A 24,615-nucleotide genomic window follows, 5' to 3' on the forward strand; every position below is an offset into this window, starting at 1 on the left:
CACCAGTCCGAATCAAAACACCGACGAACTAATGCACCAGATCGAGGGTATGTTCGTCTAACGTGCGAAGTCAAGTAACTAGACAGTGCCGCGGGGACTAAAATGGTAGAATTCTGAGAAAATTCTTATCTTGTTATACTCCAAAAACCAATCTAAGTGCTCGAAAAGGAGGCATACTGCCCGCGATGTGAAAAAGAACAGCCAGTGGTTAAGACGGTAAGCTGGCAGTCAGATATGTGTCGAGTGTGTAGTACGCCGATTGAGACTGAGTGAATTGACCCTTCTGCTTCAGGAATAAAATAATGGAGGGATTAATCTAAAGCGAAGAATGGATCAGGGTGATGGCTCCAGATCCGGTGATGTCAAAGCACCCTCGCTACATGCAATCATTAAACATTCTGTGGTAAATGCTTTGTGGCAGATTAAGTGAAAAAGTTAAGTGTATTCGAAATATAGTAAGTATGTAAATATTACATAAAGCAATAATCGTTCAGTTTAGAAATATCGTTGTATTGTGAGTCAAAGAGATCATACCTAGTCTCTCCCTTTCAACTTGATATGGGATTTAGTAAACCGGCTCGAGTCAAGCCCGAGACACTCGGCCTCAAAATGGAGGCAATTTTTCACGGGAGAGTAGCTTTGAAGTACTTTGGGATACTTCTTATAAATGCTGTGTGCCTGGATCGGTGTGGCACAGCTCCATGATACGAGATATTTGCTACATCGATTTTCCTCAAGTATGGGCACACAGCAATTGACATTCTCCCAGCGCTCAAGCGCGAGGATTACTCTGTGGGTGGTCTGTAATGCCAACTTCTCCAATTGTGACATCTATGTCTTTCACTCCAGATGAACATCGCTCTGTAACGAGATCATCTTGAACACAGCGAACACGTGCGATTAGTACCCAAAAATAGCCACCACGATAATTACTGAATATATCTATATTAAAATAAAATGGTCTGTAAACACAGGGAGAGAAGGGTCAAGTCAGTTCATCCATCTCTTAGCGCGTCGAAATCACCAAGGCATATTCGCTCTGTCAAAAGACAGCAATTACCTGCCCTGTTCCAATGGCAAACAAAATGACTCCAATGATGAACAGTAAGTGATTCATCGTGATTTGTGATCGTGTGATCTCCATGTGAAATCAAACCACGATACAACCTATTGTTATGCGTATCCTGATCAAGAAGAGCAGGTTACTAGTCCCCTTGAGTGTGAAAACTTGTAGCCGATATACTCGAATCCAATAGTTGGTAAAGGAGTTCAATCACATCCGGGATGATATCTTGATACGGTGGTATCTCTGGTTCAGATTCATGTTCCTCAGTTACGGTCATTGATCGCTTCGACTATTGGCTCATCTGTAGTTTGGGTTTCGTATTTCTACTGTGGAAGAACTACTCATATCCCAGAGATTATTTTATTAATACCCAATTTTCACTTTTAGTATTGACAGTACCAAAATTACATCTTACTGTGAAATTTTCTCTCCGTCGCATAATCTGTTCTAAGTTCAAGCAATCTACAACTACTCAGTGCGAATCAGGAGCTGTCTCACTGCTATCGAGATGGTTAGGCGTTCAAATATCGGAAAGTATATCAGAGTGGGTGTAAGTAATTGAATAACAACATAACCGTGAGTAGTTTACTACAAACACAACTGAGACGGCTTAGCAGAGGTGGTGAAGATGTCGTTCTCTGATCGGCTAGGTGCGGGAATCATCAAGCACAGTCGGCTACTTATTGTAGCACTGCTTGTTTTTTCATTGATTCTCGGATCGGGTGCGTCGATGGTAGGACAATCATCTTCTCTGGATTCGTTTCAAAGCGATAGCAGCCAAGCAGCAAAGGCCCAGAGTTATATCAACGAAAATTTTTCAACGAGATCAAACAACACAACGAGCGTTCAAGTAATTGTTCGGGATAACAATACGCTATCAAAAAGATCTCTCCAAAACCAGATCAAATTACAGCGAAGACTGAGGAATAACAGCACAGTAAACGAGACTCTTACAGATGAGTCACCAACAATCGGTATTGCAAATATTCTCGCTTCGACGGTTTTTCAGCTAGATAAGGCTCAAGAACTCAAATCGAAGGCTGATGACCTCCAGCAACGACGAGAAAACCTCACAGAGTGGGGCAAGCAACTTCAAAATCGCTCTGAGCAGCTTAACGAGAGCAAGAAGGAACTTCAGCAACGGGGCGAACGTCTGAAAGAACGCGGTGAGGAGTTACAGGCACATGGCGAAAAGATCCAGCAACGGTCTGACGAACTCAACGAGAGTAAAGAAAAACTTCAACAGCGTGGAGAAACGCTCAAGGAAGCAGGTGAAAGCCTCCAGCAACGCGCACAACAGCTTCAACAGCGGTCCGATGACTTCAACGAGAGCAAAGCACAACTACAAGCAAAAGGCCAGGAACTCCAAGAACGAGCTCAACAGCTCAATGAAAGCAAAGCACAACTGCAGGCAGAGGGTCAAGAACTGCAAGAACGGGCCCAACAGCTCAATGAGAGCAAAGCTCAGTTGCAAGAGCGTGGCCAAGAGCTCCAACAGCGCGCACAAGAACTCAATCACAGTCGGGCTGAACTCGAACAGCGCAGAGCAGAGTTACAAGAGCGTGCCGACGAATTGAATCAGACACAGCAAGAACTGATCGTACGCGGTCAAGAGCTGGAAGAACGACAGGCTACGATTGAGGAGGCTCATCAAAACGGGACTCTGAATGACACGGAATACCAACAACAGCTTGCTTCCCTCCGCGAAAAACAAGCCGAATTAGAATCTAACCGAGCTCAGCTCGAGAATGAATCAATTGCTCTCCAACAGGATCAACAGGAGCTCACCGAAGATGCTCAACAGCTTGAGCAGCAGGCAACCGAACTCAAATCAGACCAAGCAGAGCTCAAAGAGCAATCTGAGCAACTTAAGCAGAAAGGTGAACAGCTGCAAGCTGATCAAGCAGAACTCAAAGAGCAATCTGAGCAACTCGAGCAGAAAGGCGAACAGCTGCAGGCAGACCAGGCTGAGCTCAAAGAGCAATCTGAGCAATTGAAACAAGAAGGTAAAGAATTACAGGAAGCCTCTATCGAGCTCAAACAGGATAAAGAAGACCTGCAGGCGAAGCAGGCCGAGCTCAAAGAGGACTCTCAAGAGCTCAAAGAGCGTGGCCAACAACTCAAAAAAGATTCTCAGCAACTCCAAGCAGAGTCTGAAAAACTGAAAAAAGCTCAGACGGAATTGGAGAATGATTCTGAACAACTCAAAGAAGAGGGTAAACTGCTTCAGAACCAGTTCGAAGAGTTTGAAGAGGCTCAAAAATCCCTAAAAGAGGATGGTCAAGAGCTCAAGAACGACCAACAAAAGCTCCAGAACGGAACCAATTTTACGCTTTCCAAACAACTGGCGATTCTTAAATCCCATAATCAGTCGGAGATCGATAACGCGACTACGACTGTTCTCGCAGAAAACGCCAGCTTTGGTGGTTCCAGTGCTGGTGGCAGTGGTGCTTTCGCGTTCATGCCAACCAGCTATAAAGCTGGCAGCACAGATTCAAATGCGACGATGATCATTGTCTCCCAAAAGGGAGGAAGCAGTACCAGTAGCCAGTCGGCAAGCGATCGGATCATGAATTCGCAGCTTGTTATACAGACGATCGCACATGAACAATTCGACACGAAGCAATCAAATGCGCTTGTCTTCGGTACCGGTATTATCTCTGATGAAACCCAGCGCTCGATGAGCGACAGTATTCTGATTGTCGGCCCTCTGGCGGTGATCTTCGTTCTCGGTGTGCTGATATTTGCCTATCGGGATCTTCTCGATATCATCTTGGGGCTCTTCGGTATCGCCCTCGTCCTCGTTTGGACGTTCGGCTTTATGGGCTGGGCAGGTATTAACTTCAATCAGATCTTCATCGCAGTGCCGGTGTTACTCATCGGGCTGTCGATTGACTATGCTATTCACGTCTTTATGCGACATCGTGAAGAGCGAGACCGCACTGAGGGCGTGACAGCATCGATGAGAGATACGTTATCGAGTCTGGGTATCGCGTTGATCCTGGTGACCGTTACTGCAGTAATCGGGTTTCTTTCGAACCTTGTTAGTGACGTACCCCCGATTCGGCAGTTTGGTATCGTGAGTTCGGTTGGAATTACGGCCGCACTCATCATCTTCGGTGTACTGATTCCGGGTATTAAAATCGAGCTCGATTCATTCTTAGAAGCTCGTGGTTGGGATCGGCAAAAGAGGGCCTTTGGGACCGGCGGTGGACGGCTTGGTGCGATACTCGCCGGGGGTGCGACAGCAGCTCGCAAAGCACCACGTATCGTACTTGCTATCGCCGTAATTCTCACCGTTCTTGGTGGCGTTGGCGCATCACAGGTCGACACAAGCTTCTCACAAGAAGACTTCCTGGCGAGCAATCCTTCAGGAGTAATGACCGAGTTACCAGAGCCATTCGCTCCGGGTGAGTATACAGTGAAGTCTTCACTGGAATATGTGAACAACAACTTCCTCCGTCAGGACTCGAATGCGGAGATACTGATACGTGGGGACATAACACAGCCAACGACACTCAAAACAGTCGAAAAGGCGGAAAATGAGGCAGCGAAAAAAGACTCGACAGTTGTTCTATCGAATGGAGAGCCGGACATCCAGAGTCCGCTATCGGTTATGCAGTCAGTCGCAAAGGAGAACGAATCGTTCAAAACAACATTCGAGAATGCAGATACCAACGGGGATAATGTCCCTGACCGTAACCTGAAATCAGTATATGACAGTCTATTTACGGTTGCACCAGACCAAGCGAAAGGTGTCCTCTACCGGACAGATGGCGGTCAGTACAAAGCAATCCATATGACGGTCTCAATTAAGGGCAGTGCTAGTGATGATGCCGTCAGCAAACAGATGAAAACCGTTGCAGGTACTATCGAACAAAGTAGTAATCTCAGCTCAGTCGCAACGGGCCAGTCGATCATCTTCAAGATCGTTCAAGATCAGCTGCTCAACTCTGTCATCGAGAGTCTCTTGATCACACTTGGTGCAACATTCGTCTTCCTGATGATCACATACTACTTCCTGCATGGGAGTGCGACGCTTGGGTTCATCACGATGCTCCCAGTGGCGTTCAGTGTCTCTTGGATCCTTGGAACGATGTTCGTCCTCGGGATCCCGTTCAACGTGATCACCGGGCTAATCACCAGTCTCACAGTAGGACTGGGCATCGCCTACAGTATTCATCTCAGTGAGCGCTATATCCACGAACTCGACGAGCAGGCGTCCGTGTGGGTTGCGATGCGTAAGAGTGTCACTGGGACTGGAGGGGCACTTCTCGGCAGTGCGGCGACGACCGTTGGTGGCTTTGGTGTCCTTGCGTTCGCCATTTTGCCACCACTCCAGCAGTTCGGCATCATTACAGGGCTTACTATCATCTACTCGTTCCTAGCGAGTGTCTTTGTGCTTCCAAGTCTTCTTGCCCTCTGGACCCGGTATTTGGGTCCCGGTGGTGCAACGACTTCTGAATCGGCAGATAAATCCACTATCGACGATGTAGGTGTAACAAATGACTAACCCAACACAGGCTGATGCGGCTGCCGCACTTCAGCGGCTTGGACTCTCAAAGTATGAAGCATTAGTCTTCTGTGCTCTGCAACCGATCGAAAAGGCGACTGCAAGTGAAATCGCGAATAATAGCGATGTGCCTCGCTCACAAGTGTATGGCGCTGCTGAAGGGTTGGAAGACTCAGGACTCGTGGATGTTCAGCAGTCCAGTCCACAACAATTCCGGGCAGTGGGGCTTGATGAGGCACGTGCACATTTACAGGCACAACTCGAACGTGAGCAAGATCGTGCGTTTGATGCACTCAGTTCCCTGCAACAACAACCGATCGACGAAGCTGAAACCCAAGAGGATATCTGGACAATCAAGGGTCAAAAGACGATTAGTGATCGTGTCGCTCAACTCATCAGCAGTGCGAACCAGCGGATTATTTTTGCCGCTCGCGAACCGTCAATGGTAACCAAGGATATAACTGATGCACTTCGATGCGCGAAAGCTGCAAATGTTGACATTCTCATTACAAGTGGAAACCCAGCCGTTTGTGAGCTCTTTGAAGACCGAAATCTGGAAGCGCATCACACCTCGATCAAGCCTAAAGATGGGACTGACGATCGGAGCGGACGAGTTCTAGCAATCGACTCAAATATTATCCTGATGAGTGTCCTTGTCCCAGCCCAGCGGGATGAGACGCAGAACGAAGTTGCCTTCTGGAGTGATGGTACGGGGTTTGCGAGTATCTTGATCAGCCTTCTGGAGACTTGGTTTTCGAAATTCATCGAGGCGTGACATCCTCCCCGCCGTTAACGGTGGGGGAAAATCGCATTGAATTCTAGGTGCAATAGTGGAAAAAGATATACGAGCAAAGAACCGATGGCTACCCATGTCTAATAGATTCACGACTGAATGGCTCCATCTCACCGATGACGAAACCATTCTTTGGAAAGGTCATCCCAGTCTCTATCTAAGCGCTCCATCGATTATCATAAGTCTGTTACTTGTAGTCGGCGGTATTGGATTGATGGCGTGGCTCCCACGTGATTCAATTATCTGGTGGATTGGTCCTATCCTCTCTATCGGAGGAATAATCTTCCTTGGATTCACGTATCTCCGCTGGCGAAGCCAATGGTACGTGTTGACAACGGAAGAGGTATACAAGAAAAGCGGGCTGCTATCGACAGATGTGGTGCAGATTCGTCTTGGGCGTATTCAGAACACGACCTTTTCACAATCATTCCTCGAGAAATTGCTCGCACATGGCGATGTGACGATTTATACGTCCGGCAGTAGTACGATTGATCTTGTATTCAAGGATATTCCAGAGCCTCAAACCGTCAATCGTCTCCTTACTGAACAGCTTGATCAGGTTAATTAACTCCGGATCAAGCCCGGTCTTCTCGCTTCAAAAGCGTCTGCTAGGGGACAGGATCGCAGTCAAGAAAAAGTTTGAGGCGTGGACGAATTAGAAATGTCACAAGTCTGCCAGCTGTGAATCGACTCGGGGCATTCTCCTTGCACTTCTGTAAAGAAACAGTTCGTCGCGAGGACTCGTTGACGTGCCCGGGTGGTTTCAAGGTACACGCTGATTTGGTGGCATCGGAATCCTTTCTGAAACGGCAGAATGAACAGCGAGTCAGAAAATTATCCACCTCCACGACCTAACGGACGTGGAATCTCCTTTGGGGTATCGGCCAGCGTCCTTCGAGGTTTCAACCCGTACTTTCACAGGAACCTGCGATACAACGAGGGAACCTTACAATTTGACTCCCGTGATAGGATTGTGGCCCGGTCAAACAGGCCTCATCTCAGACCGAGTCATCGGCATACGTGTGTTCTCTGGTATGACTCACTCCCTAGGAGTAGCAGATAAAAACGGGCAGTACGGAAGCGCATACGTACCGATGTGCGAGATCTGCCCTGGCCATCGATGACGGTGTGTCGGCCTGGCCTATCGTTCAATCTTCGCCTGAAGCAAAGGTCTGCACTACAATCTCTTGTCAACATCCGATAGCCATGAGAAATCGAACACGTTCTAACGAATGGTCCCCGAGAACTTCCTAGTAGGCCAACGACAACGAGACACCACTACAGAATGACTGTTTTTCTGTATCAATACATTTATCCGACAGTATTGACGGAATCACTGGTATCGGAGCATATCTTCGATCGCGAGTTGAAGATACAGAGTAATCCGAGAATACGGTTTCACAGCTTTATCTACAGAAGGTAGTGACAGGGAGTCCGTTCGTTCTATCGGGATTGAAAAGTGGAGCAGGAGACGGTAGTATAGAATCAGCGCTCCGAATACCACTCCATTTTTCTGTTGTCCTTCTTGTGCTGTCCGTTATTCTCGACCACCTCTTCTAGCTCCACGATGCGCTGTTGAAGTTCGTCAATCTCCTCGGTAAGCGTGCTAACTGTTTCGCCGAGAGCCCCAATTACTTTCCGCGTTTCGGTCTCAATACCCCGTGTCGCTTGAATCTCGTTCAACTGCTGAAGTAATTCCTCATGTGAGTCTGCCATAGGATGAGTTTGAATAGGACTGGTACAAACCCTTTGATGTGATATTCATGAATAAACAACCACGGATCGGGTGACCGGCGGCTTTTCTAATTCCTTCAGTTCAACACCCCGTGCTTCGCAGTATGCACGGATGAGGTCGGACGGTTTACGCTGCGCACCGACCCGCACAGGCTCCAACCTCACCGATGGCTGGGTTTTGCGAGTGCGGTAATTATCGTCCTGTTCATCGTCACTCGATATACGCCGAACGCCACGCCATGCAACGTTCACGCTCGCGTTCCGGTCGGAATGGTCCTGTTGAAGCGAACAGTCGTCGTTCAGGCACGTGAACCGGCCTTTCCGACGAGTACCACGTTCACTTGTTCGTACAAGTGGACCCGTCTCACAGTCCTTTAGAAGTCGCCAAGCAATTCAAGGGGTACTGGGGAAAGACGATACTGGAATGACACCCTGAGCTGAAAGAGGCATACTTCTGGGGGAGTGGTCTGTGGAAAGACGGCTACTACGTCGGAACAACCGGAGATATTTCGGATGATGTAGTACAACGGTATATCGACGAAACCCATCACGCATGAATGGACGAATCAGTGTACGCGATTCACCCACGGGTCAGGTAACCCGTGGAACTCTCGCTATATTTTCTTTAGAAACCACGCAGACAGCGCTCATTTGGTACAAGGACTCGTGAGGGTGCCTTCCAAACTCCCTCACGAAATGTCGAGTAAGCTAATGTCTTCGTGATCTACCCGACAATAGGTTGTCATGGGCAAATAGTTAAATCTTTTGTGGTCTCGGTAAGGTTGACTGTGAGTTTCAACTCGATCTGTTGCTTTTCTGTTTTTATTTGTCCGTAGGAGGCACTCCAAAGAATGGACAATTATTTGCCAATATCTGGGTTTATACTCACACAATGTTCGTGAGTGGTTGCCCTCACTAAATACCGGGATGGTTAGGCAGATCAGACTTCTCCCGACGACAATGACTCTGGACTGGATTATAATACCGGTTTGCATATTGGCAAAACACAGTCCACATGACCGTGATCCGGATTTTCTCTTGCCCCACGCGGCCTGAACGAAACCGCAATTGAGATCCGTTACGTGGGAACTTTATTCTTCGTCCCTACTTTTTGAGGAATATCGAGATAGGACCAGATGTATACACTAATCGTGTATGTCCTGTTTTATACTCGGATAGTCATAGTTCTACGACAATATTATCCTGAACAGCGCAAACGCACTCGATTGGCAACTGGAAGAAACCATCCTCATCTGAAACTATTTCTATCTCCTCCTGATCGATTTCACTATCTGGTATTGTCAGAAAATTCAAAACCGTTCCCGTTTTTGTATTTGTTGTAATATCAGAAACTTCTCCAATAATGGTGCCTTGCGTTTCAACTACTGTCTTCCCAATTAAATTCATGGCGAAAACCTCTGTCATTCACTCCGAATATTAAAAGTACTAGTACAAGTAATCCCCACATCCACTTTTCTGTTATGAATTCTGACAAGTGCCAAGGCTACAATATTGGTGAAGTCGAAAGCACCACATATCCGAGGACGATCCTCCACGGAATCAAAGAAACGCTCAATTACCTTGCCTTCCTTCTGTAGACGAACGGCGACCCCTGTGCGAGCGTCACGTCGAGACTCGCTCCCCCGTTGGACCGTCTGTAGGTGACGGACCAATCGCCGTAGTTGGCGACCTCGACCAGAACACCGTCACCGATGCGCGTATGAGAAATCCTGAGGTCAGGTGCGATGGGACCACCGCTGGCATCTGGCGAGGAAACCAACTCGGCGAAATCGTCGGTCCGCTCGCCCCAGGTGAAAGGAGCATCATCGACCTGCCAATCGTCGGGATATGTCACAGCGAGTGAATCAGATTCATTCACGAGGTCATCAACAAGTTTGCGGACACCACCTGTCTCGACCTCGCCAACATCGACACCGAGTCCCAGCACCTCCATATTCCGCTTCAAGCGAAGTCAAAAAGGTGGTACGCTCGTAGGTGGCTTACTTCGGTGGTGCGCCACCGACGGCGTGCATGTACTCGTCGATTTTCTTCGCTATCCTCTCTGCAAACGCATCGGTGTTAATATCTGAATCCAGTTCGAGCAGTTCGACTTCGTCGGGGTGTTCCCTTATTGACTCGAAGAGTCCTGCATCCGCGTCCGGGTCGTCGAAGTCTTCGCCCTCGACGTCAAGCATGGAACCCCACCGAGCGGTAACGCAAGCGTCGTTGGGCCGGATGCGTCGTTGAGTTTCTCAGGACGATTCGTCCAAGTTCGCCGTTCTCCTCGGCAGTGGTCTGCATCAGCGTTATCTGTGGATTATGGATGTGGAACTGTCGCCCTTCGAATTCCTCAGGGACTGAATCAGGAAGCCCGAAGTTGACCATATCGAGGGTACCCGTGGAGACGACTTGTGGGATTCCAACGTCTCCTGCCGCTTCAAGACGCTCTGGACCGGCGTTCAACACACCACCGACCAGTTCGTCTGTCCACTCGGTCGTGGTGACGAGCCTCAACGCGGATAGCCACTAAGCCCATGACGCTCACTGTCCGTCAGCGACGAGAAAGTTGTCTGCGGCTGCTTGCAAGAGCGACAGTCGACTTGCGATTCAATGTTTGCACGCCCAATCATAATCTATATCAATAGACATCCAAGGGAAAGGGAATCCCATTGCAGATATTGATATGCTCCCGCGCCGAAAGACGCGGGAATCCACGAAGTAGATAGTAAGCTTGCGCGTTTCCCCAGGAGCGACGGACGCTTTCGCGTCCTCCCTCACTGGTTCCCGTCCAATTATGACCAAGGATGTGGCATTGCGCCCGTTAAACCTGTAAAGGGGTATTCGTGCTCAGCGATGATTTGTCAGACTCGCGTTTCAAGCGCGAACACCCCAGGCCGTGACTGTAAATTCGAGTTCTTCATACTGGGGACTTTCTTGACTTGTTAACGATGAATCAATTAGGACAGAGCGTAGTCGTGACTCGACAGATGGTCTCCACAGGGCACATAAGAGGGGCCATACGCCCCACAGGGAACGGAAAAACGAGGATAGTCGACAGAGATGCTGATCGATAGTACCGTCAAACTCTTTGTGGTCGACAGCTCTCCGGTTAGTCGCTCATGCCTTCGCTGTTGGTGGACTGAACGTCGTCGAGAACGGTCGGTTGATCCACATTGTCCTCGGGATAGTAGCACGCAGCCATGTGGTCTTCCTCACGAGCCTCGTCGAGGCCGGGTTCCTCGCGTCGGCACTCCTCGGACGCTTTGGGACACCGAGGGGCGAACGTACATCCTGTCGGGAGGTCGACGGGGTTCGGCGGTTCCCCGTCGAGAAGTACCCGCGTCCGGTCGATGGAGGGGTCTTTCGCAGGTGTCGCCGACAGAAGCGAGTTCGTGTAGGGGTGTTTCGGCTTGTCGGCGATACGGTCGACGTCCCCCGTCTCGACGAAGCGACCGAGATACATGATTCCCAGTCGGTCGGAGACCTGAACGAGACTGGCCAAGTCGTGAGAGATGTAGATGATTCCGATGTCCTCCGTATCGGCGAGTCGTCGGAGCAGATTGAGGAGGTTGACCTTGAGTGAGACGTCCAACATCGAAGCGGGTTCGTCGCAGATGAGGAAGTCGGGGTCGACGATGAGCGCCCGAGCGATTGCGACGCGTTGACGTTGCCCCCCAGACAGTTCGTGTGGATACTGGTCGAGGAACTTCGTTGCGGGCGTCAAGCCGACCGTTTCGAGCGTCTCCGTGATCGCCTCGATCTTCTCGTCGGTTCGATAGTCGTGGATGGTGAGCGGTTCACCGACGAGGTCGCGGACGGTCTGTCGAGGGTTCAACGAGTCGAACGGGTCCTGAAAGATTATCTGAAGGTTCCGGCGGAACTCCTTCATGTTCCCATCTTGGTAGTGCTCGTGCGATTTGCCGTTGAACGTGATTTCACCGTCGGTCGGCTGTGTGAGCAGCGCGATAGTCTCACCGAGTGTTGACTTTCCGCAACCGCTCTCGCCGGCGATACCGAGGATTTCAGACCGACGGACGGACAACGACACCCCGTCGACCGCCCGCACGTGATTGGGCTCATGGCCACGGAATTTGCTCACAAGGGACTGGCTCTGTTCATACCACTTTTCGAGACCCTGCGTTTCGAGGATGACCTCCCCGGTACCGGCGTCTTCTTTCTCGTCGACGGTGATTCCCCACGTCTCCGGTTCCTTCGCATTGCGTCGCATCGTCGCGGCTTTCGCGACGTGGTGACACGCCGACCGGTGATTTCGGTTCGGGAGGTCGACGAGGTCTGGATGGGATTGTCCGCACTCCTCCGTCGCGAACGGACACCGGTCTTTAAAGACGCAGGCCGTCGGTTCTCGGTTGAGGTTTGGCGGCGACCCGGGAATTGAGACCGGTTCCTCGCTAGATTCTATCTCCGGGAAGGAGTTCTTGAGCCCCATCGTGTAGGGGTTCGTCGGGTTAACGAGGACGTTGTCCATGCTCCCCTGTTCCATCACCTTCCCGCCGTAGAGGAGGGACAGTTCCTCGCAGGTTTCCGCGATTACACCAATTTCGTGTGTGATGAGCAACAGCGAGCTATCCATCCGCTCTTGGATTTCGAGTATCTTATCGATGATCTTGTCCTGAACGATGACGTCGAGTCCGGTCGTCGGTTCGTCGGCGATGATGAGATCCGGTTCGAGCGCGAGCGCCATGGCGATAGTGACGCGCTGGCGCATCCCGCCGCTGAACTCGTGTGGATAGTCGTCGATACGACCCGGGTCGAGTCCGACGAGGTCGAAGAGTTCACGGACACGCTCTTGTGCCCCTTCCTTCGTAACGTTGCGGTGCGTCTGGATGGCTTGTCGTATCTGTGCCCCCGTCGACATCACCGGGTCGAGGGAGTCCATTGCGCTTTGGGGAATGTATGCGATCTCCTCCCACAGCACGTCACGACGTTCGCTCGGCGACAACGAGGTCAGTTCGCGGCCCTTGAACTCGATGGATCCCGCATCGACGTGTCCGTTGTCGGGGAGCAGGCCGAGAATCGCCTCCGCAGCGGTCGATTTCCCGGACCCAGACTCCCCCGCGAGGCCGTAGTTGACACCCTCGTCGATGCTGAACGAGATGCCGTTGACGGCGTGGGTCTCTTTGTCTCCGGTTCTGTACGTGACTTCGAGGTCTTCGACGTCTATGAGAGTCATTTGTCTGATCGTATCTCCGGGTTGATTATCTCCTCGTACGCGCGTCCGATGAGGAACACCGATGTCGTCACCGCCGCAATCGCGAGTGCCGGTGGGAGAACCCACCACCAAGCGACGCGGAGGTTCCCCGATTCGAACACCTGCCTGAGCATTCGCCCCCAACTCGTCGTCGAGGGGTCACCGAAGCCCAAGAATGCGAGACTCGCCTGCGCGGCGATGCTCCACGAGACACCGTATGCCGTGTAGAGAAAGCCGATGGGCAACACGTTCGGTGCGACGTGGACGAACATCGTCCGGAAATCGGAGGCACCGCTCGCACGTGCCGACTTCACGAACGTCCGCTCCCGGACGGTAAGCACCTCGGAGCGGACGACCCGCGCGGGCATCTTCCAGAGGAATCCCGCGAGGATGAACGTGATCAGCCAGATGTTGGGCGTGACGAACGTCAGGAGCAAGAGGGCCATCGGCATAAATGGCAACGAGAACGTCAGGTCCGTGAGCCGCATCAGCAGTTCGTCGACCCAACCGCCGAAATATCCGGCGAACAGACCGACCAAGAACCCGATGATTCCCGTTCCGAGGCCGCCGAACAGGCCGACGATGAGCGTCGGTCGGGCACCGGCGAGGAACTGACTGAAGATGTCTTTCCCGTAGACGGTCGTCCCGAACGGTGCCGCCGGGTTTGGACTCTCCAATCGCATGATGGAACCGCTACTCCCGTGGACGTTGTACTCGATGGGGTCGTGCGGTGCGAGCATCGGGCCGAAGAGCCCGAGGAACACGAACACCCCGATAACGATGAGTCCGGCGAGAGCGAGTCGGTCCCGCGCGAGGAACGTCAGTTGGTCGGTGGCTTGGTCGATGCGCGACGAGGCACGCTCCTTCCAAGAGACGGTACTCATCAGACACCACCTCCGGCGGCCGAAACAGTCGGGTCGAAGTACGCGTAGAGGACGTCCGCCAGAAGGTTCGCGATGATGACCGCGAGAGCCATGATGAACACCGCCGCCTGTACTAACGGGTAATCCTGCTGTTGGATCGCGAGAACGAGGGCTCGTCCGATACCCGGCCACGCAAAGACGACTTCGAGGAGGATGAGCCCCTGGAATATCATCCCGAGACGCAGCGCGAAGTACGTGATGATCGGCAGCAGGGAGTTCCGTCCCGCGCGCAACAGCTGTTCGTTCTCCGAGAGCCCCTTCGCGCGGTGGAGTTTCAGGAACTCCGACCCCTTCTTCTCGATGACGCCGTTGCGTGCGAGCAAGAGGAAATCCCCGCTGTAGAAGAGGACGGTCACGACGAACGGGAGGAAGTAATGCCGGAGGAAGTCGACGGAGAGGTACGTATCCGCCAGTCCATCGGGCGAGGCGGTAACGCTTCGCATTCCGAACGCCGGGACGAGGTTCAGCCGATAGGCGAACAAAATGATGAAGAGGATTGCCGTGATGAACACCGGCGTCGAGCGGAGGAACGTCGTCGCCACGATGCTCGTCTTCTCGGTCTTCGACCCACGATTCCACCCGACGTACATTCCAGCGAGCGAACTCAGAATCGCCGTCGTAACGAGCGCGGGAACGAGCAGGATGAGCGTGTTCGCCAGTTTCGGAGCGAGGATGTCCATGACGGGGCGACTGCGAAGGATGGAGTAGCCGAAGTGGAACGTGAGCAGGTTCTGCAGATACGTGACGTACTGCACCCACATCGGCTGATTCAGGCCGTACAGCGACTTGATTCGGTGAACCTGGTCCTGTGTGAGGTTGCCGGACGTGACGAGCGCCTCGAACGGCGTCCCCGGCAACAGGCGGAGGACGCCGAAGATGATGGTCACGGCGATGAACGTCAACAGCGCCGCGATAGCGACCCGCTTGAGCAGAAATCGGCGGAAGCTGCTCATGCCGACACCTCCTCGTGTCGGTCGAGAACCGTCCGATACTGATCGACGATAGCCGTATCGAGGAAGATGCCGTCCACGACGAGGGAGTCGCGCTCGTCGTCATCGAACGTCTCGACAAACGTCCGTGCTCGCTCGACGTCCTCTTGTGTCGGCGTGAACACGCCGTTGAGTGTCTCGATTTGGGCGGGGTGAATCGCTTTCATCCCGACGAAACCGATTTCGCGGGCCCGCTCGGCACATGCTCGCAGTCCGTCCTCGTCTCGGAAGTCCTGATACACGGACGCGAGGGGGTCGAGACCACCGACCGCGGCGGCTTCGACCGTGGTGTGTTCGAGTCGGTCCCGAACCGAATCGGGACGACCGGTCGCACCGATGGCCTTCGTGTAGTCACCGAATCCGTACGAGAATCCAGTTACGGGGTCGAGTTTCGCCGCACAGCGTGCGATGTCGTGGGCCGCAGCGACGCCGCGTGGCGTTTCGGTGATGACGAGGAGTTCGGGCGTCCGTCCGTCCGCCGTCCGCGCGACGTTGGTAACGGTTCGGAGTTCGTCCGGCGATTCGACCATCGGAACGATGACCGTGTGGACGCCGTCGGCGGTCGTCGCAGAACGCAGGTCGGTCAACCAGTGGTTCGTGTGCGAGCCGTTGATACGGACACACACCTCCGTCGTCCCAAAGTCGGTGTCCTCAGTGACGGTAGCGATTCGCTCGCGTGATTCGGGAACCGCCCCCTCGGGAATCGCGTCTTCGAGGTCGAAGATGACGGCGTCCGCGTCGGTCGTCGCCGCTTTCTCCATCATTCCACGGTCGTCGGCCGGCGTGTACAGAAGCGACCGCCGAAGCCGGTCAGGCATCGTCACCCTCCCGTTCCGTCGCAGTGACACCGGCGTCGGCGAGTTCCCGAACGTCGGACGCGGTGGCCGACGTCTGTTCGGTGAGCACGTCCAACGCGTCGGCACCGAGTTCGGGGCCGACGTGGTCGATGGTTCCAGGTGTTTCCGACAGTTTCGGAAACACGCCGCGCATCGGAAGTCCGCCCTCCGGCGTGTTCGGATTGTCGTCGCCGACGGTGATGATGGCGTCCCGTGCCTGAAAGTGTTCGTCTTCGTAGATATCTTTCATGTTGTACACCGGCCCGATGGCGGCCTCGTGTTCTTCGAAAATCGTGACGACTTCCTCGCGCGTGTGTTCGGCCATCCATTCGGCGATGATAGCGTCGAGTTCGTCGACGTTCGTAAATCGGTCCTCCATCGTCCGGAAACGGGGGTCGGCGACGAGTTCCTCACCGCCGACGATTCGGAGGATGCGTTCGGCGATGCTCTGGGCGCTCCCCGAAATGGCGACCCAGCGGTCATCGGCCGTGCGGTAGGTGTTCCGAGGGGCCGTTCGTCCGCTACGATTCCCGGAGCGCCGATGGTCGATGTCCTTGGTTCCGTGCTCCGTGACGTGGTCGCCCAGAACCCCGAACATGGCCTCTAAGATAGCCGCATCGATGTACTGTCCCGTCCCGTCACCGACGTCGCGCCAGTAGAGTGCGAGCATCACGGCGAATGCGGAGTGGAGGGCACAGACGGTGTCCGCCATCGCGACCGGAGGGAGGGTCGGCGGTCCGTTGGCCTCTCCGGTCGCGTAGGCGTAGCCGCTCATCGCCTCGGTCAGGGTGCCGAATCCGGGGCGGTTCCGGTACGGTCCGGTCTGACCGAAACCGGTCGTCCGAACCATCACGAGTCCGGGGTTCACCTCGGAGAGGTCGTCCCACCCGAGATTCCAGCGTTCGAGCGTTCCGGGGCGGAAGTTCTCGACGAACACGTCGGCATCGGAGACGAGTTCACACAGCAAGTCTTGGGCGCGCTCGTCGTGGAGATCGAGCGGCACGCTCTTTTTGTTTCGATTGACCCACTGGAACGACAGTGGTTCCTCGTAGTCGCCGAACTCGCGGAGCGCGTCGCCGTTCACGGGGTGTTCTATCTTCAGCACATCAGCGCCGAAGTCGCCGAGATACATCGCCGTGAGGGGGCCCGCATACAGGGATGCACAATCGACGACCGTGACGCCGTCCAATGGTTGTATCTGTGACATTGTATGATGAAATGTGGTGAGGGGTTTACGAGAAGTCCTTCTGACCGAGGTCTTTTCGCCGCTTGTGGGCGTTTCCGTTTTGGATTCGTTCGACGAATGCACCCCACGCTTTACCGTTCGGGAACCGGAGGTTGCCGTTACCGTCCCACGTGTATCCCGCCTTTTTCAGGATGCTCTTTGCCGTGTCCGCGTCGTATCCGTAATCGGTGGTGTTTTCGTTGTACCACGGCGTCAGCGGAGAGATGGGGTTCTCGCCGTTCGGTATCGTCGCGCGGCCCTGCAGGACATTCTTCACGAAGCCCTTCTTATCGGTCGCCTTGGCGAGCGCGACGCGGAATTCCTTGTCTCGGATGAGCGGGCACGACCACATGAGTTTCACGTCAAGAGGAGCGAAGTTCTTCGAGACGACTTTCTCGATACTGCCCGTGGACGACGCTCGTTGAGCCTGCTGGTTGGAGAGCGTCGTCGCGATGGCGTCGATTTTGCCCTGCTGGAGTGCACCGATCATCGAGTCGATGTTCCCGACGTTCACCCAGACGAAGCCGTCGATTCCCGGGCCGGACGCGGCTTGGTCGCCGAGGTGTTTCGCGCGCCAGTCGTCGTCGAACATCCAGTGGTCGTCGTTTCGAGTGACTTGGAATTTCGACCCCTGGTCCCAGTTCCCGAACTCGAATGGACCCGTCCCGACTGGTTGCTGTGGGTTGTACTGCGAGGGGTTATCGACGTCCTTCCACTTGTGCTTCGGAATGATGACGCTCCGAACGACGCGCTGGGTCATGAAGGCGGCATCCGGACGCTTCAGGTTGAATCGAACCTTGTGTTTGCCGAGAACATCGGTGCTTTTTATCGGTTCGTAGAAGGCCGTTTGACTCGTCGAGGAGTGTTCGATGAAGAGGTCGGCCGTGAACTTCACGTCCTCGGCGGTGAACGGCTTGCCGTCGTGCCACTTGACGCCCTTTCGAAGGTCGAGTTCGACGGTCGTGTCGTCGACGAAGCCGCCGCCAGTCGCGAGGGCCGGGACGACTTCGAGGGCGGGAGTCGCGTCGTAGAGACCGTCGTAGATGAACTTGAGCCGCTTTTCCTCCGGCCCGCCGGAGGACCACGGTAGGTTCAACGAGTTCATCGAGGTCGTCGACCCCTTCACGTACGTCTTCTGGTCCGTCTTCGGCTGGAGGTTTACCTCCGTCCACTGGAAGGAGTCCCCGGTCGGCCCGTTTCCGGGCGTTTTCACGTATCCCTTCCACTTTTTCGTGTTCACGGCCGTGATGACGTTCGGGAAAATGCTGATGAGACCGCCGACGTCATCGGCGAATATCTTCTCGGCTTTGTCGACGAGTTTCTTCCGTTTCTTCTCGTTTCCGGTCACCGTCCGCTGTTTGTCCAAGACCTCGTTCAACTCGGGATTGAAGTAGTTATCGTAGTTGGAGGGACTGTCCTTGGAGCGTCGCATCAGGAGCGGATTGGGGTCGAGACCGCGTTGCGGGTCTGGCCCGTGCGTACTCATCGACACCATCGCCTGGAGACCGGGCGTATTCCAGCTCTGTGCGTAGAGTTGGTTGAGCGGCCGGTCGTTGAGCGACACCGAAGCCCCGAGGTCGCCAAACGCGCGTTTGATCATGAGCGCGTGTTCGCGCATCCACGGGTCGTCTTCGCTCGAAAACTCGACCGGAATCGGGTCGAGGGCCGCACCGGCCGTTGCGGTGTACTCAAGCGGAGGGTTCTTCGCATCGACCGTCGTCCAATCGTGCCAGTATTTCGTCTCGACGCTCTTCGGTGTCCCGTCTGGTACGTTCGCTTTCGCGTCGTTGCCCTTGCCGTCCGCGTTGTCGTTCTTGTTACCGTTACTTCCGTTGCAACCTGCCAACGTCGTCAGACCCGCGGTCCCTACGAGCGTGGAGAGTCGTAGGTAGGTCCGACGGGTGGTACGCGTGGGTTTCTCTGCCATGGTCCACCCGGGTAGTAGAAGGCCATTTCAATGGTATTACTCACGTATCTATTCGATATATATCGCACTTTAAATACTGATCACCGGTTCAGCATTATTGTTGACCATATATCAATTCGAAGAGGTTCCGTTCCGCGCGACGCAAGCGCTCACTGAATGTCGATTGGCTAATATCAAGCGCTTCGGCGACCTCGGCGGAAGATTTTTGCCGTGGAACGTCGAAATATCCCATCTCGTAGGCGGTTCCAAGCACGGACAACTGGTCTTCCGTCAGTTTGTTCACGAGGAGTTCCGAGAGTCGCCCGCTGTCCAGCGGCTCCCCCGGATTCTCGATTTCCGAGACGCTTTTCAGCTCAAACCCGTCGAGTTTCTCCTGAACTTCGTCGGCGATTTTGCGGAACAGTTCCCAATCCCGTGCCGTCGCGATAACGTCTAACGTCTCGCCGGTGAGGACGATGCGGTTCGGAATCGCCTCTTGACGGAGGACGATGCCGAGAATAAAGGGATACGGTTCGTTTGCAACGAGCATCACCCGGTCCACGTGCACGTTACTCGGTCCAGTCGGGATTTCTCGGGCGTGGATGAAGTCAGCACCCGAGATGTCCGAACAAACGTCCTCGAAGTCCACACGCTCGGTCGTCGAAACAGTGAACGACTCGATCCAGTTGCCATCCTCGATGTAGAACGCGTTGTCGAGTTCGATACTCCGAACGCCCTCAATTCGGGACGAGACTTGCTCTATGATTCCGTGGGGTATCGTTCGGAACTCGACACGAAGCATGCCGGTACGTTTCCCAGGAGCGGTAACTAAACGTTCTCCTTTGACTCGTCGTTCGAACGGATAGCATTCCAGGAAGAGACATCAAGGCAATACTCGAAATCAAGGCTTCCGTTCAAACCAACAGCTACAATGTCCCGGTGGAGTATTGGGAGATCGACAGCACAGGAAAGTCGATAGTTATCGACATCGATTGCACTAACAGAATGATCGGAGAGGGCATCACCCCAAACTGACATCGAGGTATAACATTACGACCACGCCAGCCATGACCCCGAGCGTAGCAATTCGCTCGTACCCGCGGGTGTGGGTCTCGGGGATAATCTCGTCAGAGATGACAAAGAGCATCGCCCCCGCGGCGAAACCCATCGCATACGGGAGTAATGTTTCAACCATACTCACTGCCAATGCACCCAGTACCGCAAGTGGGATTTCTACGATTCCCGAGCGAATCCCGGCGAAGGCCGCGTAGAAACGTTCATCTAGGCCCGCATTGATCGCAGCCACCGAGACTGCGAGCCCTTCCGGAATATTTTGAATACCAATTGCGAGCATGAGGGGTATCGCGTTCTCGACGTTACCAGAACCAAAGCCGACACCCACGGCCAATCCCTCTGGCATATTGTGGAGCGTGATCGCCAATATGAACAAAATGACAGGAGTCAACCGCTCGTTATCGAGCGGGAGGGACGTACTCGGGTGAGCCTCATCCGCTCGCGTACGTCCGGTCAGCAAATAATGTGCATGTGGAACGAGTCCGTCCGCCCGGTCAAGGAAGGTGACACCGAGTACGACGCCGACGAGTGTAGGAACCGGATTCCCACCGGAATACTGCTCGATGCCGGGAATGATGAGACTCGTGAAGGCCGCAGCAAGCATCACACCTGCTGCGAATCCGAGCGCGCCATCCAGGGCGCGCTCTGAGGGATCCCGCCAGACGAGTACGAGCGATGCGCCGAACAGGTTCATTAGCGCGATAACGATTCCTCCGACGAGTCCCTGAAGTACTGGATTATCGCCGACGACTTGGACGAATAGCTCAACTACAGAGATCATGATTCCACATCAATATCGTTGAACATAGTCGTCATTCTGTCTCTCCTCAAAAACCATTTCTATACCCTACTCAGATGATAGTAGAAAACCCACCGATTCAATGAGCTGATCGACAGCGATTGGAGCCTTGTGTATATCTGTCCTCCTGAACGGACATTTGGTGGTCTATCCGCAACATCCGCTCGTTAGTTACGGTTCATAGACCATCATATAATGTACGTGTTCGAGATGCCACGTTGAGATTTTTCACCGTTCGCGACGTATGTGCCAGGTAGTAGTGGGGAGACTACCGTGGGAGGCACTAATCGACACTGATGACAGCAGCTCATAAAAAAGCCGAGTGACGACACGAGCACGCATCACACGAAAGAACCATACACGGTGGTGGTCGCCACGAAACAAGAGGGCATAGCTATCGTTCTGTATGGGTTATCGGCTGACCAGACGGAACAAACCGCGACTCGGAAAATCGAGAGACGGACGGGGACATCGAAGTCCATGCACTGCCTGAGAGACAGATACTGGAGGCTCACATGAACCTGCATCGTATACTTACATCGTGAGTTGTGTAGAGAAGAGACGAACGGGGGTGGAATCGAACCACCGGGGCCACAGAATGGCCGCCATCGACGTAGTGTCGATGGTGCTTCTACCAACAAGCAACCCGTTCTCATCTGGAGCTTGCTCGGGAGAGCATGGTCGTGCCCACAGTTCAGGCACGACCATGTCGGCGTGAGTATGACGTTGGACACAGCGTTGATTGATCGTGTTCGAGCGCGTAGGAATTAGGCGACTCGGGAGGCTACCTACAACGCCCGCAATCCATCCAATGACCGCATCCGGTATTGTTATGCGGTACCTTCTGTTAAATTATCGATCATGAATACACCAAAACAGTCTTTGATTCGATACTCGATTGGCTAAATCTATGTTAGATAATTTAAGTATATGTCTACTGTCGTGGTAGGCGACAGAGACGTTCAGTTATATGGGGGTCCAATAAAGCTGCCAATTCTTAATACGTTGAATTTGAAAGGGCAGATACTATGCCACTCTCCGCCAGGGTTCGGCGGTGGTTGTCTGAAGATGAGAATATCATTTATGAGTGTCGACAGTGCGGAACGACGCTCATGACCGCAACCCAACGGTGTCCGACCTGTGGGTCGACAGAAACAGTGACGTTTGACGTCTCCTAGGCTCATTACGAGGTGAGTCGGTATCGAAGCAGTCGCTTCTACAGAGTGAGTTTAGAGACAGGGGATCAAAATCTCGATGGTAGCAGAAGCGGCTATTTAATATATAACCAACAGGTGGATGAATATCACGCCGACATTGTTGGTTAAGGTAAACCTATTGACGAGCATACCAATAAAGCCTCGGTCCGCAGATCTACTGCCGAAATACATCGTCGAAGAATTGCAAAAACAAATCAGGCAGACGGTAGAAGCCGTTGTGAACTAGGCAAAAGAACTACGTGTCAAACGAGCCGCGCAAGCGAAAGCTGACCGAACAGCCGCTGGCAACACCGGTTACATTGCACAAGCGACGACCGATGAGCCACCGATAAAGCATGCACAAGGAGGGTTCCGGAGGATGTCGTGGATTGGAGCACAATTATTACAAAATTGGGAAATTTCGAAAATATCGATCGTGATGAAGACTCTTGATGATCAGTCTCGCTACTCCCAATGGAGAAAGGACGACCGCATTAAGTCAGAATATCTCGCATCAGTTAACCCACAATAGCGAGCCTCTCCAAGACGTTTCGTGTCAGATGAGATGGGAGGGACGCAGGTATTTACCCAACAAATATATAACAATATTGTAGGTTAAAATAAAGACGAGGTGCTGTTGCTTATCAACGGTCAATAGTGAGGAAAACGAGAAGCGACGCTATCATCAAAAGTAGAAAGCCCACACTTACTGTAACACTATCCGTCGGGTCGAGACGATCCAGTAATCGATGGAACCAGAACAGGTTAGTATACACACTTTCGTGAAGCCATTCTCTGACTGGTAGAAATTGGTGTGCATCCGGCACGAGCGACCAAAGACCACCAAATATCGCGACGACGCCGGGATGGCGAAGCCTCCGGTAAAGGCCGCTAACAAGAAGGAACGTGATCATCCCTGCAACCCCAAGGGCAAAGTGCCCGATGGCGAGTGACATTCATCACCCCCTCAGACGAATCGACACCCACTATCTTGAGCATGGCGTTCAATCTGGGAAAGATCCTCGTGAACGCACCTCGTGCTCAAGCCGCAGGGCTTCCTGCTTCTACGACGTGCTTTGCATCCACCCGCCCCGAATGACGAGCGAACGCACTGCCGAATGCAAGAAAGCTCACGAACGAGCAAGCGTACACGATTCTCAAGGACCGCCAGGAGCTTGAACAGCGTGCTGCCGAAGCTATCATCGAACGTCTCTACATGCAAGGCCACATCTACGAAGTTGAAGGAAAGCTTCGGCTGACAGACTACCGACCTAAATAGCGAGGATGGCCTCAGCGGCAAACCCCATTCAGCTCTTGAATCCGACGACTCCAACCCTACTCGTTTCTGAATTCGACTGCTTCGATAATGTTCGCTGCCGTCATGCGAATTCGTCCGAGCCGATCGTGAATTGCATCCGTATCATCGTCTTGCCACGCTGCGAGATAAAACGTTGACGCGCTCGTGTCCAATCCCATATATCGACCGACAATGTACGCCACGGCTTCCGCCTCGACCTCACGTTTCGATCGTTCACACTCTTCGTTAACATCGAAGTGCAACATTGCATGCGCGAATTCGTGGATCAGCGTCACAGCGAGATCCGCCTGATTTACCCGAGCTTTCGCCTCTACGATTGGCTTGAGGTCATACAGGCCCCGCTGTTTGCAAACGCCCTTCGCGGCTCCATGGTCCCAGTTGTGAGCGTCAACGATACGAACCTTCACACCGAGATCATCGGCTACATCTTGAAGGGTAGAAACGAGATTTTCGGTATCTCCAGTTGCTTCGGTCTCCAATTCGGGAAGTGGTTCACCCTCTGTCTGAGAAATATCGAAGACAGCAGTGGATCTGAATCCGACCAGTCCTTTCGACCACGCCTCAGGTGGTGTCTCGTCATATTCACACTCGTATTGCTCGTGGTAACTGGGCGAGTTCTCGCAGTCGGGACATTGTTTCGTGATGATCGGCGCCCAAATCCAAATCCCCTGTTCGCCTTCCCGAACGTGGCGATCGAACTCAGTCCGCCAGGTGTTGTAGCCTGCCACCTTTGTCGCGTTCGAACACTGGAGCGTGATCAAGAGCGTGTTCCGATGGGAGTATTCGTGGAATATCGACTGGACAGTCAACCAGTTTTGGAATTGCTTACTCGCTTTTGCCTTGTTAGTCAAGGTAGTGAGCTCATCGATCCATTGTTCAATCGTGCTGTGCATCTCGTCACGCCGGGTGTCATAATCCTCAAACGACACCACAGAGGTGGTACTCTGAGTCATTGCTTATCGAATACGGACGCTTTAATCGAGCGCCCCGCACCCCTTGGGGGCTGAAAAAACACTGGTGGTGTCCTTGATTAG

The 24,615-nt window shown here is 53.2% G+C and carries 15 protein-coding genes and 2 pseudogenes; 4 read left to right on the forward strand and 13 right to left on the reverse strand.

Annotation, left to right across the window (positions count from 1 at the left end; all coding sequences use genetic code 11):
• Positions 1-1,694 precede the first annotated feature (1,694 nt).
• The 3 genes from AC1XDK_RS25805 (at position 1,695) to AC1XDK_RS25815 (ending at position 6,940) form a co-directional block, all read left to right on the forward strand.
• Positions 1,695-5,579: an MMPL family transporter gene (locus tag AC1XDK_RS25805; RefSeq protein ID WP_483352893.1), complete on the forward strand. Its 3,885-nt coding sequence runs from the start codon at positions 1,695-1,697 to the stop codon at positions 5,577-5,579.
• Positions 5,572-6,354 (forward strand): TrmB family transcriptional regulator, encoded by a 783-nt coding sequence (locus AC1XDK_RS25810; protein WP_483352894.1) that lies wholly within the window; start codon positions 5,572-5,574, stop codon positions 6,352-6,354. The genes AC1XDK_RS25805 and AC1XDK_RS25810 overlap by 8 nt, the downstream gene beginning before the upstream one ends.
• Positions 6,355-6,448: 94 nt before the next feature.
• Complete coding sequence (locus tag AC1XDK_RS25815) at positions 6,449-6,940, forward strand: PH domain-containing protein (protein WP_483352895.1); 492 nt, start codon at positions 6,449-6,451, stop codon at positions 6,938-6,940.
• A 917-nt stretch (positions 6,941-7,857) separates the two neighbouring features.
• Here AC1XDK_RS25815 and AC1XDK_RS25820 read toward each other — a convergent pair.
• On the reverse strand, positions 7,858-8,088 hold the full coding sequence (locus tag AC1XDK_RS25820; RefSeq protein WP_483352896.1) for a hypothetical protein: 231 nt from the start codon (positions 8,086-8,088) through the stop codon (positions 7,858-7,860).
• Positions 8,089-8,438: 350 nt separating this feature from the next.
• On the opposite strand from AC1XDK_RS25820, the pseudogene tnpA reads away from it, so the two are divergent.
• Positions 8,439-8,663 (forward strand): annotated as a pseudogene (gene tnpA, locus AC1XDK_RS25825) (IS200/IS605 family transposase); the annotation flags it as partial.
• A gap of 622 nt (positions 8,664-9,285) precedes the next feature.
• Here tnpA and AC1XDK_RS25830 read toward each other — a convergent pair.
• The 12 genes and pseudogenes from AC1XDK_RS25830 to AC1XDK_RS25885 form a co-directional block, all read right to left on the reverse strand.
• Complete coding sequence (locus AC1XDK_RS25830; protein ID WP_483352897.1) at positions 9,286-9,531, reverse strand: PRC-barrel domain-containing protein; 246 nt, start codon at positions 9,529-9,531, stop codon at positions 9,286-9,288.
• Positions 9,532-9,682: 151 nt separating this feature from the next.
• Positions 9,683-10,054 (reverse strand): hypothetical protein, encoded by a 372-nt coding sequence (locus AC1XDK_RS25835; protein ID WP_483352898.1) that lies wholly within the window; start codon positions 10,052-10,054, stop codon positions 9,683-9,685.
• Positions 10,055-10,106: 52 nt separating this feature from the next.
• Positions 10,107-10,611, reverse strand: a pseudogene (locus AC1XDK_RS25840) (Tm-1-like ATP-binding domain-containing protein); the annotation flags it as partial.
• 604 nt (positions 10,612-11,215) lie between these two features.
• A complete protein-coding gene (locus AC1XDK_RS25845) occupies positions 11,216-13,297 on the reverse strand; it encodes a dipeptide ABC transporter ATP-binding protein (protein ID WP_483352899.1) in 2,082 nt (693 codons plus the stop codon).
• Positions 13,294-14,199 (reverse strand): ABC transporter permease, encoded by a 906-nt coding sequence (locus tag AC1XDK_RS25850; RefSeq protein WP_483352900.1) that lies wholly within the window; start codon positions 14,197-14,199, stop codon positions 13,294-13,296. The genes AC1XDK_RS25845 and AC1XDK_RS25850 overlap by 4 nt, the downstream gene beginning before the upstream one ends.
• Positions 14,199-15,191 (reverse strand): ABC transporter permease, encoded by a 993-nt coding sequence (locus AC1XDK_RS25855; protein WP_483352901.1) that lies wholly within the window; start codon positions 15,189-15,191, stop codon positions 14,199-14,201. Before AC1XDK_RS25855 ends, AC1XDK_RS25850 begins: the two co-directional genes overlap by 1 nt.
• Positions 15,188-16,045: an HpcH/HpaI aldolase/citrate lyase family protein gene (locus AC1XDK_RS25860; RefSeq protein WP_483352902.1), complete on the reverse strand. Its 858-nt coding sequence runs from the start codon at positions 16,043-16,045 to the stop codon at positions 15,188-15,190. The genes AC1XDK_RS25855 and AC1XDK_RS25860 overlap by 4 nt, the downstream gene beginning before the upstream one ends.
• Positions 16,038-17,270: a CaiB/BaiF CoA transferase family protein gene (locus AC1XDK_RS25865; protein WP_483352903.1), complete on the reverse strand. Its 1,233-nt coding sequence runs from the start codon at positions 17,268-17,270 to the stop codon at positions 16,038-16,040. The genes AC1XDK_RS25860 and AC1XDK_RS25865 overlap by 8 nt, the downstream gene beginning before the upstream one ends.
• Positions 17,271-17,295: 25 nt before the next feature.
• Positions 17,296-19,215, reverse strand: coding sequence for an ABC transporter substrate-binding protein (locus tag AC1XDK_RS25870; RefSeq protein ID WP_483352904.1), 1,920 nt, complete (start codon positions 19,213-19,215; stop codon positions 17,296-17,298).
• A 94-nt stretch (positions 19,216-19,309) separates the two neighbouring features.
• Positions 19,310-19,957, reverse strand: coding sequence for a helix-turn-helix domain-containing protein (locus AC1XDK_RS25875; protein ID WP_483352949.1), 648 nt, complete (start codon positions 19,955-19,957; stop codon positions 19,310-19,312).
• A gap of 258 nt (positions 19,958-20,215) precedes the next feature.
• Complete coding sequence (locus AC1XDK_RS25880) at positions 20,216-21,049, reverse strand: ZIP family metal transporter (RefSeq protein ID WP_483352905.1); 834 nt, start codon at positions 21,047-21,049, stop codon at positions 20,216-20,218.
• A gap of 2,549 nt (positions 21,050-23,598) precedes the next feature.
• Positions 23,599-24,534 carry an ArdC-like ssDNA-binding domain-containing protein gene (locus AC1XDK_RS25885; RefSeq protein WP_483352906.1) on the reverse strand — a complete coding sequence of 312 codons (936 nt, stop codon included), beginning with the start codon at positions 24,532-24,534 and terminating at the stop codon, positions 23,599-23,601.
• Positions 24,535-24,615: the final 81 nt, after the last annotated feature.

This window comes from Haladaptatus sp. HS23 (assembly GCF_056892285.1).